The sequence below is a fragment of the Streptomyces sp. JH14 genome (assembly GCF_029428675.1).
Lineage (GTDB): Bacteria > Actinomycetota > Actinomycetes > Streptomycetales > Streptomycetaceae > Streptomyces.
Genome location: NZ_JAJNEL010000001.1, coordinates 3,078,767 through 3,092,624 on the forward strand (window position 1 = coordinate 3,078,767; position 13,858 = coordinate 3,092,624).

Here is a 13,858-nt window from a genome sequence, read left to right on the forward strand (position 1 = left end):
CAGATCCAGACTCCTGTTGAGACGTCATCGTACTGATGTATCAGGACAGTTGGAGCAGGCCGCGAAGCAGATCGCGGCTCTCCTCGGGACCCGGACTGTCGTGATGGAGCCGCACCATGGCCTTTTCGTACTGGGCGACTTCCTCGCGCTTGTCCAGATAGAGCGCACTTGTCAGCTGCTCCAGATAGACGATGTCCGACAGATCGGATTCCGGGAAACTCAGCATCGTAAAGGAACCGCTCTCGCCCGCGTGCCCGCCAAAACTGAAGGGCATCACCTGAAGCGTGATGTTCGGCTGCTCCGACATTTCGATCAGATGCCGCAATTGTGCGCGCATCACTTCGCGTTCACCGTAGGGGCGGCGCAGCGCCGCCTCATCCAGTACGGCATGGAAACGCGGCGCCCGTTCGGAGACCAGCACCTTCTGCCGCTCCAGCCGGAGCGCGACCCGGCGGTCGATCTCGGCGGCGGGGGCGCCGCGCATGCCGCGGGAGACGACGGCGTGGGCGTAGGCCTCGGTCTGCAACAACCCGTGGACGAACTGGACTTCGTAGATCCGGATGAGCGAGGCAGCTCCCTCCAGACCGATGTACGTCTGGAACCAGCCGGGCAGCACGTCTCCGTAACTGTGCCACCAACCCGCCACGTTCGCCTCACGGGCCAGGCCGAGCAAGGAGTCGCGCTCCACCTCGTCCGTGACACCGTAGAGCGTGAGCAGGTCCTCGACGTCCCTGGCCTTGAAGCTCACCCGTCCCAACTCCATGCGGCTGATCTTCGACTCGGAAGCCCGGATGGAGTAGCCGGCCGCCTCGCGGGTGATGCCGCGCGAGTCGCGCAGCCGCCTGAGCTGAGACCCCAGCAGGATGCGCCGCACCACGGATCCACTCGACTCGCCTGCCGCCACCGGTCCAACCCTCCCCATCGCTTCCTGGGCATCGGGGCTCCCCCTGAACCCCAAGAGCCGGATTCTGCCATCAAAACGCTTCAGCCCGTACTCATTCGATTACGGAAATGAGAAGACTTCCAGAAAGCTGCGAAACCGCCCGCAGGAAGAAATGAGCAAGAACCGGCACGGGATCGGACAGGTCCGGCGCGTGCACGTGCATCTGCCCTTGCATCTGCCCAGCGCATTCGGAACCATGGACCCCGCGCACCTGCGTGCTCGTTCGTGTTGTGCCGCTGTACCACCGCAGTACTGCTACAGCCGCGAATCCCGGGAGTGCCTCGCATGGGGACGAATGGATCGACGATGCTCGAGCCGTTACGGCAGGGGCTTCCCCCCATCGATCCCTCAGCCGTCTCCGGGTCGGCCACCTGCACTCTTCCGGCCCGCTACGAAGCCGTCGGCGGGGCCAGGCAGTTCACCAGGGCGACACTGAACCGGTGGGAGCTGAGCGACCGCTTCGACGACGTCGCACTGGTCGTCTCCGAACTCGTGACCAACGCGCTGCGGCACGCACTGCCGGCGGACGCCCCGAGGGACTCCCAGGACGCTCCCGTGCGGCTGCACCTCATGCGCTGGACCTCGCGGCTGGTGTGCGCGGTGCGCGACCCCAGCCAGGAGAGCCCGGTCGCGGCCGAGGCGGCCGAGTCGGCGGAGTCGGGCCGCGGCCTGTTCCTGGTGGAGTCGTTCAGCGACTCCTGGGGCTGGCACACATCCCCTGTACTGGGTACGGAGAACCTGCCGAAGGAGGCGCCGGCTCCACGCGGCAAGGTCGTCTGGGCACTGTTCCGGCTGTCCGACGACGTGTGACCGTACGGGGCCCGCGCCCCGTACACACAGGCCTAAGAGCCGGTCGCGGGAGCCCACGCGCCGCGCGACCGTTCACGGGCGCGCGTGTGTCAGCCGCCCGCTATCAGGTGGTCGAACTCCCCGTCCTTCACACCGAGCAGCAACGCCTCTATCTCGGCCGGCGTATAGACCAGGGCCGGCCCGTCGGGGTGGCGTGAATTCCGCATCGCCACATCACCGTCGGGCAGTTTGGCGAACTCCACACAAGATCCCTGGGAGTTGCTGTGCCTGCTCTTCTGCCAGACGACTCCGCGAAGCTCTGTGGCCGCCATGCCGTTGTACACGTGGTGCACAGGACGCTCCCCGAGTTGCAAGGTGCAAGTGTCAACTGTCTCGGATCATAGCTCTGTTCATATGCGCATGCATGAGCAGATGCACGTGCACGCGCGGTGGTCCTTTGATTACAGCTTTACCGTCCCCGTCCGCCCGCCGCCCGCCGCCCGCCGCCCAAGAGATAGACGAACGGAGCGTCTATTTGGCTCCCGTTCCCGGGAGTTGCCGCGGTTCCACCCCGCCGTTCCCGCGCGAGCCGATCCGCGCACCCTGGTAGTTTTGCGCGGTCTTTCGTCGACAAGGGGGAATTTCACGTGCACGAACTCGTACGCACCGCAGCCGTCGTCACAGCGGGTCTGGTCGCCGCTGTCGCACTCACCGGTTGTGGCAGTGACGGCGGGAAGAGCGATTCGGGCAAGGGCAGCACCGGCGGGCAGGCCTCGGCCACCGGCGGCAGCGGCTCCGGCGGCGGCGACTCCGGGGACAGCGGCTCCACCGGCGACGCATCGGCACTGGAGGGCACCTGGGCCGGGTTGACCGACGGCAAGGCGGTCGCCCTGTCCGTCGCCTCCGGGAAGGCCGCTCTCGTCGCAGACGCACACGTCTGCTCGGGCGAGGTGAAGGAGATGGGCAAGGTGATGCTGGTGCTGAAGTGCACCGACGGCAACACCGACCGGACCATGGGATCCATCGAGTCCAACGACGGCAAGACGATCACCGTGTCGTGGGACGCCGGCGGAAAGGACACCCTGGCCAAGACCAAACCGGGTGCACTGCCGACGGCGCTGCCGGGACTGCCCACTCCCTGAGTGCCCTGCTACGGGACGGCTCGGCCGGCTCCTTCCGGGCCGGCCGAGCCGTCGTCCAGGCCCCGCGAGAACTCCTCCAGGGTTTCGAGCAGCAGATCGCCCCCGTTCCGTACGACCGGGTTCGGCATCTGTCCGTGCGGACGGGTCTCCTCGTCCCATCGTGCGAGCGCCGCACGGACCGCGTCCCAGCGCGGTGCGCGCCGCTCCCGCACGTCCTTCGCGCCCTTCTCGGTGTCGCGGCGCAGCGCGTCGGCCAGGAATGCGGCGGCGGGCACGGGGGTGGTGCCGACCGACGGAAGGTGGGCCTCCAGCAGCATCGCGGCGCGGCCGAACTGGGCGAGGGCGTGCTGGGCGTCGTCGGCGGCGGTGCGGGAGAGGCCGCGGCTGCGCACCGGTTCGTGCTGGGCGGTCGCCACCGCCTCCTGATAGGCCACGCGGGCCTGGCGGGTGGCGAGGAGCGCGGCCCGGACGTCCTCCCGGCCCGCTTCCGCCGGGGCGGCGTACTGGTCGACGACGGCGGCGGCGTAGCGCCCGTCCGAGGCCAGCCAGTCGCCGAGCCGGTGACGGAGCCGTGGCGTCTCCCAGGCCGGGTAGACGGCGTACGAGACCATCGCGAGCAGGCCGCCCGCAAGGGTGAGGACGACCCGCTCGAGTACGGTCTGCGACCAGTCGCCGCCCGCCATGCCGAGCAGGAAAACGACGTAAGCGGAGACGCAGGCCTGGGCGACCGCGTAACCGGTGCGCATCAGCAGGTACATCAGCAGGGCGCACAGCACGGCGAGGACGGCGGAGAGACGCACTCCGGGGTGGGCGGCCTGGACGACGGCGGTGGCGAGGGCGACCCCGACGATCGTGCCGCCGAACCGGGCCACGGAACGTGCGTACGTCTGGGAGAACTCGGGACGCATCGCCATGACGGCGGCCATCGGCGCCCAGTAGCCGTGGCCGAACGGCAGCGCGGTGCCGATGAGATAGCCGACGCCGACGACGACGGAGACCCGGACGGCGTGCCGCAGGATCGGTGAACCGGAGCGCAGCTCGGCCCGCATCGCTCCCAGGACGACGGGGACCAGCCGCAGGAGGGTGGGGCGGCGGCGGTGCGGGGCAAGGGCGTCGGCGGTTTCCGTGGCCTCGGCCTGCTCCTCCTTCGTGCCCTCGCCCTCGGCCGTCTCGATGACGTCGGCGAGCAGCGCGCCGAGGCGGGCGGCGGCCCGGCGGGCGGGGCCGGTGAGGAGCACGGCCGTGTCGGGGGTCTTCAGGGTGGCGACGGCGGGTGCGGCGAGGCGGACCGGATCGCCGTGGCGGATCGCGCGGGCCGCCGCGTCCAGTACGGATCCTGCGGCGGCCAGGAGTTCGCGGACCCTGTCGCGTTCGGGGCCCTCGTCCGGGACACCCATCGCCGGGTCGGCGAGGGAGGCGAGCACCGGCCTGATCCGTTCCGCGACGCCGCGGGAGCCACGCAGTTCGGCCGGGCGGTGGCGGGCCTGGTGCGGGGTGATGGCGGCGGCGCTGCGTGCCGTCATCAGCGGGACCGGATCGAACTCCGCGGCCGGGTCGTGGCACAGCCTGCGGGCGTAGTCGGCCTCGGCCGCCAGCGCGTCGGCGAGGGCGTCGCGCTGGGCACCCCACCTGCGTACCGGGAAGAGGACGATCAGCGCGGCCTGGACCACCCCGCCGAACGCGATCATCGCGCCGTGCACGGCCGCCTCCGCGACCGAGGTGGGGAGGGTGATCGTGACCAGCATGATCGCGACGTTGGACGACGCGATGATGCCGCCCGTCGGCCCCGCCGCCCAGGCAAGTCCGGCCGCGAATGTCCAGAGCACCAGCAGGGCGATGAACAGCAGGAGGTGGGGACCGGTGACGTAGCCGAGGAACGTCGATACGGCGAGACTCGCGCCGGAGACCAGGGCGAGAACGGGCCTGGGGCGCCAGCTGCGCTGGAACGTGGCGATGGCCGCCTGGAAGGCGCCGAAGGCGGAGCTGGCGGCGACCAGCGGCCCGAACGCGGCGAGGCCGACCCCGATGACCAGGGCGAGCCCGGCCGCACCACGCATCGCGATGAGCGGTTCGAGGCGCCGCCGCTCGATCTTCAGCCCCGAGCGGGCGGTCTCCTTCAGCGCCCGGAGCCAGCTCATGCCCAGAGCCTAGCGGGAATGCCCGTAATCCGGATCTGTCCGGCATTGCTACCAAGACGGTCGATATCGAACTGTCAGGAGCGGTCGATGCCGGGCCTTCGCTCGCCCATCCGGGCGCGATCGGCGGCGGCCGTGCCGTGCGCCCAGCCCTCGCCGTCCGTCGCTCCGCGCACCCGGGTGCTCGTCGTCTCCGGGAACATCCGGTCCGCGGCGTCCGTGACCGCCACGTCCCGCGCCGCCAGGACCGGGAGCAGATCCCCTTCGGCCGCCGCCCCCTCCGCGACCGAGGCCGCCGTCACCCGGGCGGTGTCGGCCGCGAGGCGGGCACCCAGCCGCTGGACGTACGCCATCAGGAAGGACTGACGGAACGTCTTGGTCCGCTTGCGGCCACCGGCCCGCTGGCCCGCCTCGGCCTTTGTCATCGCCGCCGTGCCCTGGACCAGCAGGGAGGTGTGGAGCAGTTCCACGGCCTCCAGGTCCGGCTCGAAGCCGACGACCGTCGAGAAGCCGAAATCGCTGTTCCACACGGCACGGCAGCGGTTCGCCGAGGCGACGGCGTCGAGCAGGATCGCCTTCGCCGTCTCGTACGGGGCATCGACCCCGATCCGGCAGGCGCCCGGCGCCTCCTTGCTGTGCGTACGGGCGGCGAGGAGGGCCTCGTCGATGGAGTGCCGGGCCATCAGTTCCTGCGCCTTGGTGGTGAGGGCCTCCGCCTCCTCCGGGAAACCGGTCGCCTCCGCCTTCGCGAGCAGCGCGCGGATCCGGGTCAGCATGCGGGGTTCGTCGTGCGCGGGCGGCAGGTGCAGCCGGTGGCCGGGGGTGCCGGGCGGCGGACCGACAGGCTCGATCGCGGGAAGCCGGAGCAGCAGCCTGTAGAGACCGAGCAGAGCGGAGGCGTACGAGAACCGGTCGGGCCGGTTCCGGGGCGGCGGCGCGGGAAGCTCGGCAAGCTGGGACCGCCAGCGGTACGGCAGCTGCTCGTACCGCCCGGTCTCCGTGGCGATCAGATCGGCGGCCAGGCCGGCCGCGGTCTCGTCGAGTTCGCGGCGGACGATCCGTACGACATCGGCGGGCTGCCAGCCGCGTTCCCAGGCCCGGCGGACGAACTCCTCGCCGCGCCGGAACAGTTCCGCGTCGGCCGACGGGTCGGCGGCGAGACGGGAAGCACCGGTGTCGAGCCCGGCGTCGCCATCCGAGTAGAGGGCTGCCGCGAATGCCTGGTCGATCACCGATTCCATGAGGTCAGGGTAGGCAGGACGGGACGGCGGGAAGGCCTGGCCCTCCCCGTTCGCGATACCGGCGGCCTTGCACAATGTTCATCCACACCCTGTGGATATCCAACGGGCGTCGGTGCCCGGTCCACCCCCACCTCCACCCCACCGCCCGCCCCGCGCGCAGCGCGCCCACTGTCAGTCCCACCTGCCAAACTCACACACATGACCGAGCGCTGGGCTCTGACCGCCACAGGGGCCGGCGGAGCCCACCTCGCCCCGCTGACCCCCATCGGCACGCCCACCGCCCCGGCCCTCACCGAACCCGACCTGGTGGAGGCCGTCCGTTCCCGCCCGCACGTCACCCGCTGGGTGTGGCGGTCGACCGCCGAGATCTACCCCCGCCTGCTCGCAGCGGGCGTCCGCGTCAGCCGCTGCTACGACATCGAGGCGGCCGAATCACTCCTCCTCGCCCACGAGGGCCGGCTCGGCGAGCCCCGCTCCGCCGCGGCCGCCTACGCCCGCCTCCACAACGCCCCCGTCCCCCCGGACCCCCCGTCCCGCGCCGCGGAGCCCGGCTCGCAGTCCTCCCTCTTCGAGCCGCCGTCCGGCACGGACATCCCGTTCGAGGCGCTCCTCCAGGTGTACGCGGAACAGCTGCGCCGCCACGACGCCACCGCCCACCCCGGCAGAATGCGCCTCCTGACGGCCGCCGAGTCGGCCGGCATGCTGATCGCCGCGGAGATGAACCGGTCGGGCATGCCCTGGCGTGCCGATGTGCACCGAGACGTCCTGCACGAGCTGCTGGGCGAGCGCTACGCGGGCGGCGGTGAGCCCCGCAGGCTGGCCGAGCTCGCGGACGAGGTGTCCGCGGCGTTCGGCCGCCGCGTCCGCCCGGACCTTCCCGCGGACGTGGTGAAGGCATTCGCGCAGGCCGGCATCAAGGTGAAGTCGACCCGCCGCTGGGAGCTGGAGGAGCTGGACCATCCCGCGGTGCAGCCGCTGATCCAGTACAAGAAGCTGTACCGGATCTGGACGGCGCACGGCTGGAGCTGGCTCCAGGACTGGGTGCGCGACGGCCGGTTCCGCCCCGAGTACCAGCCGGGCGGCACGGTCAGCGGCCGCTGGACGACCAATGGCGGCGGGGCGCTGCAGATTCCCAAGGTGATACGGCAGGCGGTTGTCGCCGACGACGGCTGGCGGCTGGTCGTCGCGGACGCCGATCAGATGGAGCCGAGGGTCCTGGCCGCGATCTCCCGCGACGCCGGCCTGATGGAGGTGGCGGGCCACGACGGCGACCTCTACACGGCGCTGTCGGACCGCGCGTTCCAGGGCGACCGCGACCACGCCAAGGTCGCCCTGCTGGGAGCGATCTACGGCCAGACATCGGGCGACGGCCTGAAGAACCTGGCGGCGCTGCGACGGCGCTTCCCGCTGGCCGTGGCCTATGTCGACGATGCCGCGAAGGCGGGCGAGGAGGGCCGGCTCGTACGGACATGGCTGGGCAGGACCAGCCCGCCCGCCGCCGGAAGCGGGGACGACGACGAGGCGGGTATCCCGCAGGAGAGCGACGAGCAGCCGTCCGGCGACGGCGATTTCACCCCGGGCTACGCCTCGTCGAATGCCCGCGCGCGCGGGCGCTTCACCCGCAACTTCGTGGTGCAGGGCAGCGCCGCGGACTGGGCGCTGCTGTTCCTCGCCGCACTGCGCCAGTCGCTGACCGCCGCCGGACTCCGCGCCGAACTGGTCTTCTTCCAGCACGACGAGGTGATGGTGCACTGTCCGCAGGAGGAGGCGGAGGCCGTCGTGGAGGCGATCCGGGCGGCTGGTGAACGGGCCGGACGGACCGCCTTCGGCGAGACGCCGGTGCGCTTCCCTTTCACGACGGCGATCGTGGAGCGCTACTCCGACGCCAAGTAGGAGGGATCACTCACCGGAGCCGGGCCCACCGGACCGTTCGGCCACCCCAGGCCCCCTCCCCCGCCTGGACTGCATGGGCTGCATGGACTGCATGGGTCGCGTCGACTGCGTGGGCTGAACGGTCTGCGCGGGCGGGACCACGCGCCCCATGCCGGCGCTCGGCCCCCCGGTTCCACCGAATCCCGCCAGTCCGTGGTCGTAATGCACCGCACGCAGATGGTGATGCCGGTGCCGCCCGTTGAGCAGATGGATGACAAACGCGGTCAGCGCGATCATCGCCAGGACGACCACCACGGTGATCAAGGTGTCCATCAGAGACGGCCCCCTTCGCACGCACAGAAGGAAGTCGAGGAACCGACATACGGAGCATTCTCGACATTTACAGGCTACTCCCGCCGCCCCGGCCCCTCGGGCGGCCCCTGCCGCCCCCGCCGCCCCACAGGAGAACGGCCGTCCCGGAGTGCAGGCGATCTCCCCGGCCGAGTACCGCACCAGTAGGTTCCCCCTCATGCGAATAGGACAGCTGTTGGGTACGGGACGATCCGCCGACGTCTACGCGATCGACGAGGCATGGGTCCTGCGCCGGTACCGCGACAGCAGCGACGCCACACCGGAACTCGCCGTGCTGTCCTACCTCTCGGCGTGCGGCTACCCGGTCCCCCGCCTCGGCCCGAGCCCGGCCGCCGCCACCCCCTCCGACATGGTGCTGCAACGCCTGGCCGGCCCCACGATGCTGCAGTCGCTGCGCTCCGGCGCTCTGTCCGAGGACGAAGGTGCCGCGATACTCGCAAGCCTCCTCACCGATCTGCACACGATCCCGGCCAGGCTCTCGCTGGACCCGGAGGACCGGATCCTCCACCTTGATCTGCACCCGGACAACGTGATGCTGACGCCCGACGGCCCGGTGGTGATCGACTGGCGCACAGCAGCGGAGGGGCCGCCCGCCCTGGACCGCGCCATGTCGTCACTGATCCTGGCCCAGGTGGCGGTGGACCCCGCATCCCCGGCGGCAACGGGCGCCCGCTCGCTGCTCGCCGCCCTGCTCCCGCGTCTCGACGCCCAGGGCGGCATCCCCGCCCCTCACCTCGACCGGGCCAGGCACCGCCGGAGGGCGGACTCGAACCTGAGCCCGCACGAGGTGGCCCTCATCGACGAGGCCGCCGCCCTGATCGGGGAACTCTCCGGGTGAGGTCCGGCCCGCAGGCGGATCGGCGACGGGCCACACCGATGTCGATGTGCCGTACGCCCCGTACCGGGCCTCCGCGGACCGGGGACGTCCCCTTCCGCTCGTCAGCGGTCAATTCAGTCGCCTGCACGGGACATCACCACTAGGGTCCGCCACATGATGGCCGCCCACGACGTGTTGTCCGTCCTTGCGGGGCTGCGTGACGCCGGCACCGACGTCTGGGTCGGCGGCGGCTGGGGCATCGATGCGCTTGTGGGCGTACAGACCCGCCTGCATCGCGATCTGGAATCTCATGCACCGGCTCGATCAGGAGCCGCTGGTCGTCGTGGCCCTCGCCGGAGCCGGCTTCGTCGAGACCCTCGACCTGCGTCCGGTGCGGTTCGTGGTCACCCATCCGGCAGGCCAGGAAGTGGATCTCCATCCCCTGGTCTTCGCCCCGGACGGCTCCGCCGCCCAGGCCTCACCGGACCCCGGGCGGCCGTTCGTCTATCCCGCCCGGTGCTTCGTCACCGGCAGGATCGACGACACAACCGTTCCCTGTATCTCGGCCGAGCAGCAGGTCCACTTCCACCAAGGCTACGAACCAGCCGATCACGACCGTCACGACATGGCCCGGCTCCGTCAGAAATTCGGCATCGCCACGCACTTCTGACCGCTGACGTCAGCACGACCCGATCCACCCGATCGAGCCATGAACCGCCGAATCCTCCCCCGCGTCCACCGCGCCGCGTAGCTTCACGGTGGATCACCGACCGGCGCCGGTACACCGCTCCCGCAAACGTGACCCCGGTGGCCCGGCCGGCCGTGCACCACCACTCCTCCGCTCCTCACGAAGGCTGACTCAGTGACCACTCTTCCGCCCGAGCTGCGCGACCTGATCGCCACAGGCCCCTTGGGGCACCTCGTCACCGTGAACCAGGACGGCAGCCCCCAGGTGTCCGTCATCTGGATCGGCCTGGACGGCGACGACATCGTCAGCGGTCACATGGACCTCCATCTGAAACTGCGCAATCTCCGGCGGGATCCGCGCTTCGCGCTGTCCTTCGAAGCGCCCCGCACCCCCGGCGTCTTCCTCGCGGAGCACGCCGTCCTACGCGGTACGGCCGTCGTCGAGGAGGGCGGCGCCCACGCCCTCCTCACCCGTCTGGCCCCCGTCTACGTCGCCCCTGGATTCTCTTTCCCGGCCCCCGCCGACGCCCCCGGCTACATCGTCCGCTACTCCCCGGACCGCATCTCCGGTGTCGGCCCCTGGGCCATTCCCGGACCGACCACCTGAGCCACCGCATGCCCGGGCAGGCGGCTCGGCGGCACCATCAGGCCCGTCCGGCGATTGAGGACCGGGGGCGGAACCCTCCGAAATTCCTTCCGGAACCGGGGGCTCCCCGGGTTCCGGGAAGGAACGGGCAGGGGAATCGCGCCGCAGGCGCCCCGGCCCCCGGGCCCACTACTTCAGCTTGCGCCACTTCGCGTCCAGCGCGATCGACTTCAGCGCGGCCAGGGCGAGGGCCGGTTCCGCGCGGGTCGACGCGGAGGCCTGGTCCCCGCTGTTGAACGCGGAGATCACCACACGGAACCCGTCGGGGGCCACCGCGTCCGCCGTCCACCGCACCACGCCCGCACCGCCCTTCTCGCCTGCCCGCTTGCTCAGCCCCAGCACGGTGCCGTCGGGGAGCGTCGTGGTGTCCCCCAGGGGCGAGACGTCGGACATGTTCCGCTGGACATTGATCTGGACGAGGCTCCGCCCCCTTCCGTCGTCGACCACGACGAAGGCGTAACCGTCCTGGCTGCCACGGCCGAACACCTTGAAGTTCGCGGGCAGCGACAGGAGCAGCGTCTTCTGGACGGACGCGGCGGACGGATCCGCCGTGCCCTTTTCGGGGGTGCCCTCAAAGGCAGGCTTGCCCGCGGGCTCGAGGGCGGCGAGCACCGGCTTCCACTCCTTGGCCGTGACCAGAGCCTTCAACTGGGCTGACGAGAGCGGCGGTTCGTCGCGGCTGACCGGAGCGTCCTTCTCCGCGGCGGCGTTCCACTCGCTGACGTCGACCCGGTAGCCCTGCGGCGTGATCAGCGAGGCGGTCCAGTCCTTGGTCTCGGCCCGATGGTCCGGGTACTCGTACCCCTTGTAGATCTTCAGCCAGGAGCCGTCGGGCAGCGTCTCGGTCGTGCAGGAGTCCTGTGCCCCGCTCGCGCAGCCCTGGCTCTTCTTGAGCTCCGGCACCATGGAGGGGTCGATCCGGTCCACGACGAGCGAGATCGCCCCCTCGCCCTTGCCGTCGTCGTACACCCCGTAGGCCAGCGGCGGGATGCCCCCGCCCGAGCCACGCCCCTCCGTCCTGGTGAGCTTCCCGCCCGGGAGGACGGACTTGAGGATGGTGACCATCTGGTCGGCGGTAACCGCCCCGCCCTGGTCCTTCCCCGCGAGCGGCGTCGGCGTGGCCGGTGCAGCCACCGAGGTCTCCTGCGCGCCGCCCCCGTCGAGCAGTCCGTCGGCGTACGCCCCGCCGAACCCCACCAGCGCAAGCGCCACCACGCTGCCGGTGACCGCTGCCGTGCGCCGGCGGCGGACCGTGCGGCGGCCGCGGCGCAGGCCGCCCGCGATCAGGGCGGGGCGGTCGTCGAGGTGAAAGCTGTCGCCGGTGCGACGCAGCGAATCGCTCAGCTGGTCCTCAAATGGCATGGCAAACCTACCCATTCGCGTCGATACGAAGTGAAAGCGTCCTGGAGCGTTCTAGAGGGAGGCGAACTCGGCCAGACTTCCGCCCAGTTGCTCGCGCAGCTTCGCCAGCGCCCGCACCGCTCTGGTCCGTACGGCGGCCGAGCTGACGTTCAGCACGTCGGCGGTCTCCCCGATGGAGCGGTCCTCCCAGTACCGCAGCACCACGACCGCCCGGTCCTTCGGCGCGAGGCGCGTCAGCGCGTCGAGCAGCGCCACCCGCAGCGCCGGGTCGTCTCCGGCCGACGCCCCCTCGGGCATCTCCCCGACCGGGCGTTCCGTGGCCGAGCGGCGCCGCTGGTGGGCGAGGAAGGTCCGTACGAGAACGGTCTGCGCGTAGCCCGCAGGATTGTCGATCCGCGTGATCCGGCCCCAGACCGTGTACATCCGGCCCAGCGTCTCCTGCACGAGGTCCTCGGCGAGGTGGGTGTCGCCGCACGTGAGCAGGCAGGCGGAGCGGTAGAGATGGCCGGCCCGCTCGGCCGCGAACTCACGGAAGTCCTCTGAACGGGACTGTCGCCTCATGCGCTTCCTGTCCTCCCCCTGTGCGGCCTTACACCTGTCTGATGCGGCAGCCAGGGCGGAATGTTTCACACACGCCCAAAGAAATCCTTGAGTTGGGATCGTCACAGCGGCCCTCACCGCCACGGCCGCCGCTCTGCCCACGCCCGGGCGCCGGCTCCGGGACCTGTGTCCGAGACCACCGACCGCCGCGCGGTGCGCCCGTCACCGCATCCGTCAAAAGCAGAAGCCCCAGGTCACGGCGAGTGAGTCCGGAGAGGAGGCTCCTACAGAACCGCCTTCGGGATTCGAACCCGAGACCTACGCATGACGAGTTGTCCGATCTCGGTCCGCAGGTGTCCAGCCGTGACCACGGAGCAAAGACAGGAACGCTTGGGTGGCGTCCGCGCCGGTCGCGGTTGTGGTCTCGACAGCCGACCGATCCGGAACCGTCCACTGAGCACGCTACTGGCCAACTGGACCGATCAGTGGCCATCTCGGATGCCTAAGGGCTGTTGAGGAAGCGTTCCTACTCAGGTGAGTACGCGTACTCACGTGCGGCGAGGAGCTTGATCGAAGACTGTGCGCATGACACGAATCCCTGCCCTGCCCCGTACGGTCACCCGCTCCCCGCGCCACCCGCGGCTGACCCTCGCGGTAACAGCCCTCGCTGCTCTGACGCTCACCGCCTGCGGCACCGAGAAGCCGAGCGCCGGCGCATCGCAGAACGGACCCGCCGACACCATCGGGGCGCAGCAAGCTGCCGCGCGGCCCGGCCCCGATCCGCAGGTGGCTTTCCTGGAGATGCTGAACAAGGTCGCGCAGTCGTGTCCCTCGGGCACCCTGGGCGCCCTGCACCCGGGCCCCCCGCAGGGACCGCAGTCGAACGTCCCGGCGGAGGAGCCGCAGACCGGCCCGGTTCAGACACCACCGAGCGACGCGATCGAGCCCATCGCCCCTACGACAGGGCCGGAAGCAGAGTTGAACGCTCGCGACTGGTGCGCGAGCAGCCTCCATGAAGAACGCATCACCCACGCGCTCTGGGACCTGGCGGATCCAACCCCCGGCAAGGTCAGGAAGATCCTGAACGACCTCGGCTATGTCGACGAACGCATCCACGGCCTCAAGCAGTCCGGCGCGACCACGCGGTTCTTCCTCGACCTGCGTGAAAAGAGCGGACGGCTCTGCCTGGACGGCTCAGCGGAGGCCGAGAAGACCGTCGTCGAATCTTTCGCAGGTCCCGAGACCGGCCCGTTCACGCCCGGAAAGCGAAACCGGTGACCACCGGCTCGGCGTGATCGGAGGATCGCAGCCC

General features: G+C 70.7%; 13 protein-coding genes and 1 pseudogene. 7 read left to right on the forward strand and 7 right to left on the reverse strand.

The features are described from left to right. Nucleotides 1-40: 40 nt before the first annotated feature. On the reverse strand, nt 41-922 hold the full coding sequence (locus LRD69_RS13740) for a helix-turn-helix transcriptional regulator (protein ID WP_277326860.1): 882 nt from the start codon (nt 920-922) through the stop codon (nt 41-43). A gap of 327 nt (nt 923-1,249) precedes the next feature. Between LRD69_RS13740 and LRD69_RS13745 the strand changes: the two genes are divergently transcribed. Beyond that, nucleotides 1,250-1,753 carry an ATP-binding protein gene (locus tag LRD69_RS13745; protein ID WP_277326861.1) on the forward strand — a complete coding sequence of 168 codons (504 nt, stop codon included), beginning with the start codon at nt 1,250-1,252 and terminating at the stop codon, nt 1,751-1,753. Between the two features lie 89 nt (nt 1,754-1,842). On the opposite strand, the gene LRD69_RS13750 is transcribed toward LRD69_RS13745, so the two are convergent. Then, nucleotides 1,843-2,085, reverse strand: coding sequence for a DUF397 domain-containing protein (locus LRD69_RS13750; protein WP_037690973.1), 243 nt, complete (start codon nt 2,083-2,085; stop codon nt 1,843-1,845). A gap of 294 nt (nt 2,086-2,379) precedes the next feature. Between LRD69_RS13750 and LRD69_RS13755 the strand changes: the two genes are divergently transcribed. Next, the gene (locus tag LRD69_RS13755) at nt 2,380-2,874 is read left to right on the forward strand and encodes a hypothetical protein (protein ID WP_277326862.1); all 495 of its coding nucleotides are present in this window, start codon (nt 2,380-2,382) and stop codon (nt 2,872-2,874) included. An 8-nt stretch (nt 2,875-2,882) separates the two neighbouring features. Here the strand turns inward: LRD69_RS13755 and LRD69_RS13760 are convergent, their stop codons facing one another. Then, the gene (locus LRD69_RS13760; RefSeq protein ID WP_277326863.1) at nt 2,883-5,012 is read right to left on the reverse strand and encodes an FUSC family protein; all 2,130 of its coding nucleotides are present in this window, start codon (nt 5,010-5,012) and stop codon (nt 2,883-2,885) included. Nucleotides 5,013-5,086: 74 nt separating this feature from the next. Then, nucleotides 5,087-6,250, reverse strand: a complete 1,164-nt coding sequence (locus LRD69_RS13765; RefSeq protein WP_277326864.1) for a DUF2786 domain-containing protein — start codon at nt 6,248-6,250, stop codon at nt 5,087-5,089. A gap of 198 nt (nt 6,251-6,448) precedes the next feature. Here LRD69_RS13765 and LRD69_RS13770 point away from each other — a divergent pair, with 198 nt between their 5' ends. Then, nucleotides 6,449-8,143: a bifunctional 3'-5' exonuclease/DNA polymerase gene (locus LRD69_RS13770; RefSeq protein ID WP_277326865.1), complete on the forward strand. Its 1,695-nt coding sequence runs from the start codon at nt 6,449-6,451 to the stop codon at nt 8,141-8,143. A 6-nt stretch (nt 8,144-8,149) separates the two neighbouring features. On the opposite strand, the gene LRD69_RS13775 is transcribed toward LRD69_RS13770, so the two are convergent. Further along, nucleotides 8,150-8,455, reverse strand: coding sequence for a hypothetical protein (locus LRD69_RS13775; RefSeq protein WP_277326866.1), 306 nt, complete (start codon nt 8,453-8,455; stop codon nt 8,150-8,152). Between the two features lie 196 nt (nt 8,456-8,651). Here LRD69_RS13775 and LRD69_RS13780 point away from each other — a divergent pair, with 196 nt between their 5' ends. The 3 genes and pseudogenes from LRD69_RS13780 to LRD69_RS13790 all read left to right on the forward strand — a co-directional run bounded on the left by LRD69_RS13780 (nt 8,652) and on the right by LRD69_RS13790 (nt 10,605). Next, complete coding sequence (locus LRD69_RS13780; protein WP_277326867.1) at nt 8,652-9,332, forward strand: phosphotransferase; 681 nt, start codon at nt 8,652-8,654, stop codon at nt 9,330-9,332. Nucleotides 9,333-9,488: 156 nt separating this feature from the next. Continuing rightward, nucleotides 9,489-9,981, forward strand: a pseudogene (locus LRD69_RS13785) (amino acid transporter). Between the two features lie 192 nt (nt 9,982-10,173). After that, nucleotides 10,174-10,605, forward strand: a complete 432-nt coding sequence (locus tag LRD69_RS13790) for a PPOX class F420-dependent oxidoreductase (protein WP_277326868.1) — start codon at nt 10,174-10,176, stop codon at nt 10,603-10,605. A gap of 168 nt (nt 10,606-10,773) precedes the next feature. On the opposite strand, the gene LRD69_RS13795 is transcribed toward LRD69_RS13790, so the two are convergent. Then, on the reverse strand, nt 10,774-12,006 hold the full coding sequence (locus tag LRD69_RS13795) for a hypothetical protein (RefSeq protein WP_277326869.1): 1,233 nt from the start codon (nt 12,004-12,006) through the stop codon (nt 10,774-10,776). Nucleotides 12,007-12,057: 51 nt separating this feature from the next. Then, nucleotides 12,058-12,567, reverse strand: a complete 510-nt coding sequence (locus LRD69_RS13800; protein WP_277326870.1) for a SigE family RNA polymerase sigma factor — start codon at nt 12,565-12,567, stop codon at nt 12,058-12,060. Nucleotides 12,568-13,131: 564 nt separating this feature from the next. On the opposite strand from LRD69_RS13800, the gene LRD69_RS13805 reads away from it, so the two are divergent. Further along, nucleotides 13,132-13,824 carry a hypothetical protein gene (locus tag LRD69_RS13805; protein ID WP_277326871.1) on the forward strand — a complete coding sequence of 231 codons (693 nt, stop codon included), beginning with the start codon at nt 13,132-13,134 and terminating at the stop codon, nt 13,822-13,824. Nucleotides 13,825-13,858 lie beyond the last annotated feature (34 nt).

What these genes read in the sequence shown, in the direction of transcription:
- LRD69_RS13740 (WP_277326860.1), bottom strand. Translation starts at nt 922, where the DNA reads ATGGGGAGGGTTGGACCGGTGGCGGCAGGCGAGTCGAGTGGATCCGTG.
- LRD69_RS13745 (WP_277326861.1), top strand. Translation starts at nt 1,250, where the DNA reads ATGCTCGAGCCGTTACGGCAGGGGCTTCCCCCCATCGATCCCTCAGCC.
- LRD69_RS13760 (WP_277326863.1), bottom strand. Translation starts at nt 5,012, where the DNA reads ATGAGCTGGCTCCGGGCGCTGAAGGAGACCGCCCGCTCGGGGCTGAAG.
- LRD69_RS13765 (WP_277326864.1), bottom strand. Translation starts at nt 6,250, where the DNA reads ATGGAATCGGTGATCGACCAGGCATTCGCGGCAGCCCTCTACTCGGAT.
- LRD69_RS13770 (WP_277326865.1), top strand. Translation starts at nt 6,449, where the DNA reads ATGACCGAGCGCTGGGCTCTGACCGCCACAGGGGCCGGCGGAGCCCAC.
- LRD69_RS13775 (WP_277326866.1), bottom strand. Translation starts at nt 8,455, where the DNA reads ATGGACACCTTGATCACCGTGGTGGTCGTCCTGGCGATGATCGCGCTG.
- LRD69_RS13780 (WP_277326867.1), top strand. Translation starts at nt 8,652, where the DNA reads ATGCGAATAGGACAGCTGTTGGGTACGGGACGATCCGCCGACGTCTAC.
- LRD69_RS13795 (WP_277326869.1), bottom strand. Translation starts at nt 12,006, where the DNA reads ATGCCATTTGAGGACCAGCTGAGCGATTCGCTGCGTCGCACCGGCGAC.
- LRD69_RS13800 (WP_277326870.1), bottom strand. Translation starts at nt 12,567, where the DNA reads ATGAGGCGACAGTCCCGTTCAGAGGACTTCCGTGAGTTCGCGGCCGAG.
- LRD69_RS13805 (WP_277326871.1), top strand. Translation starts at nt 13,132, where the DNA reads ATGACACGAATCCCTGCCCTGCCCCGTACGGTCACCCGCTCCCCGCGC.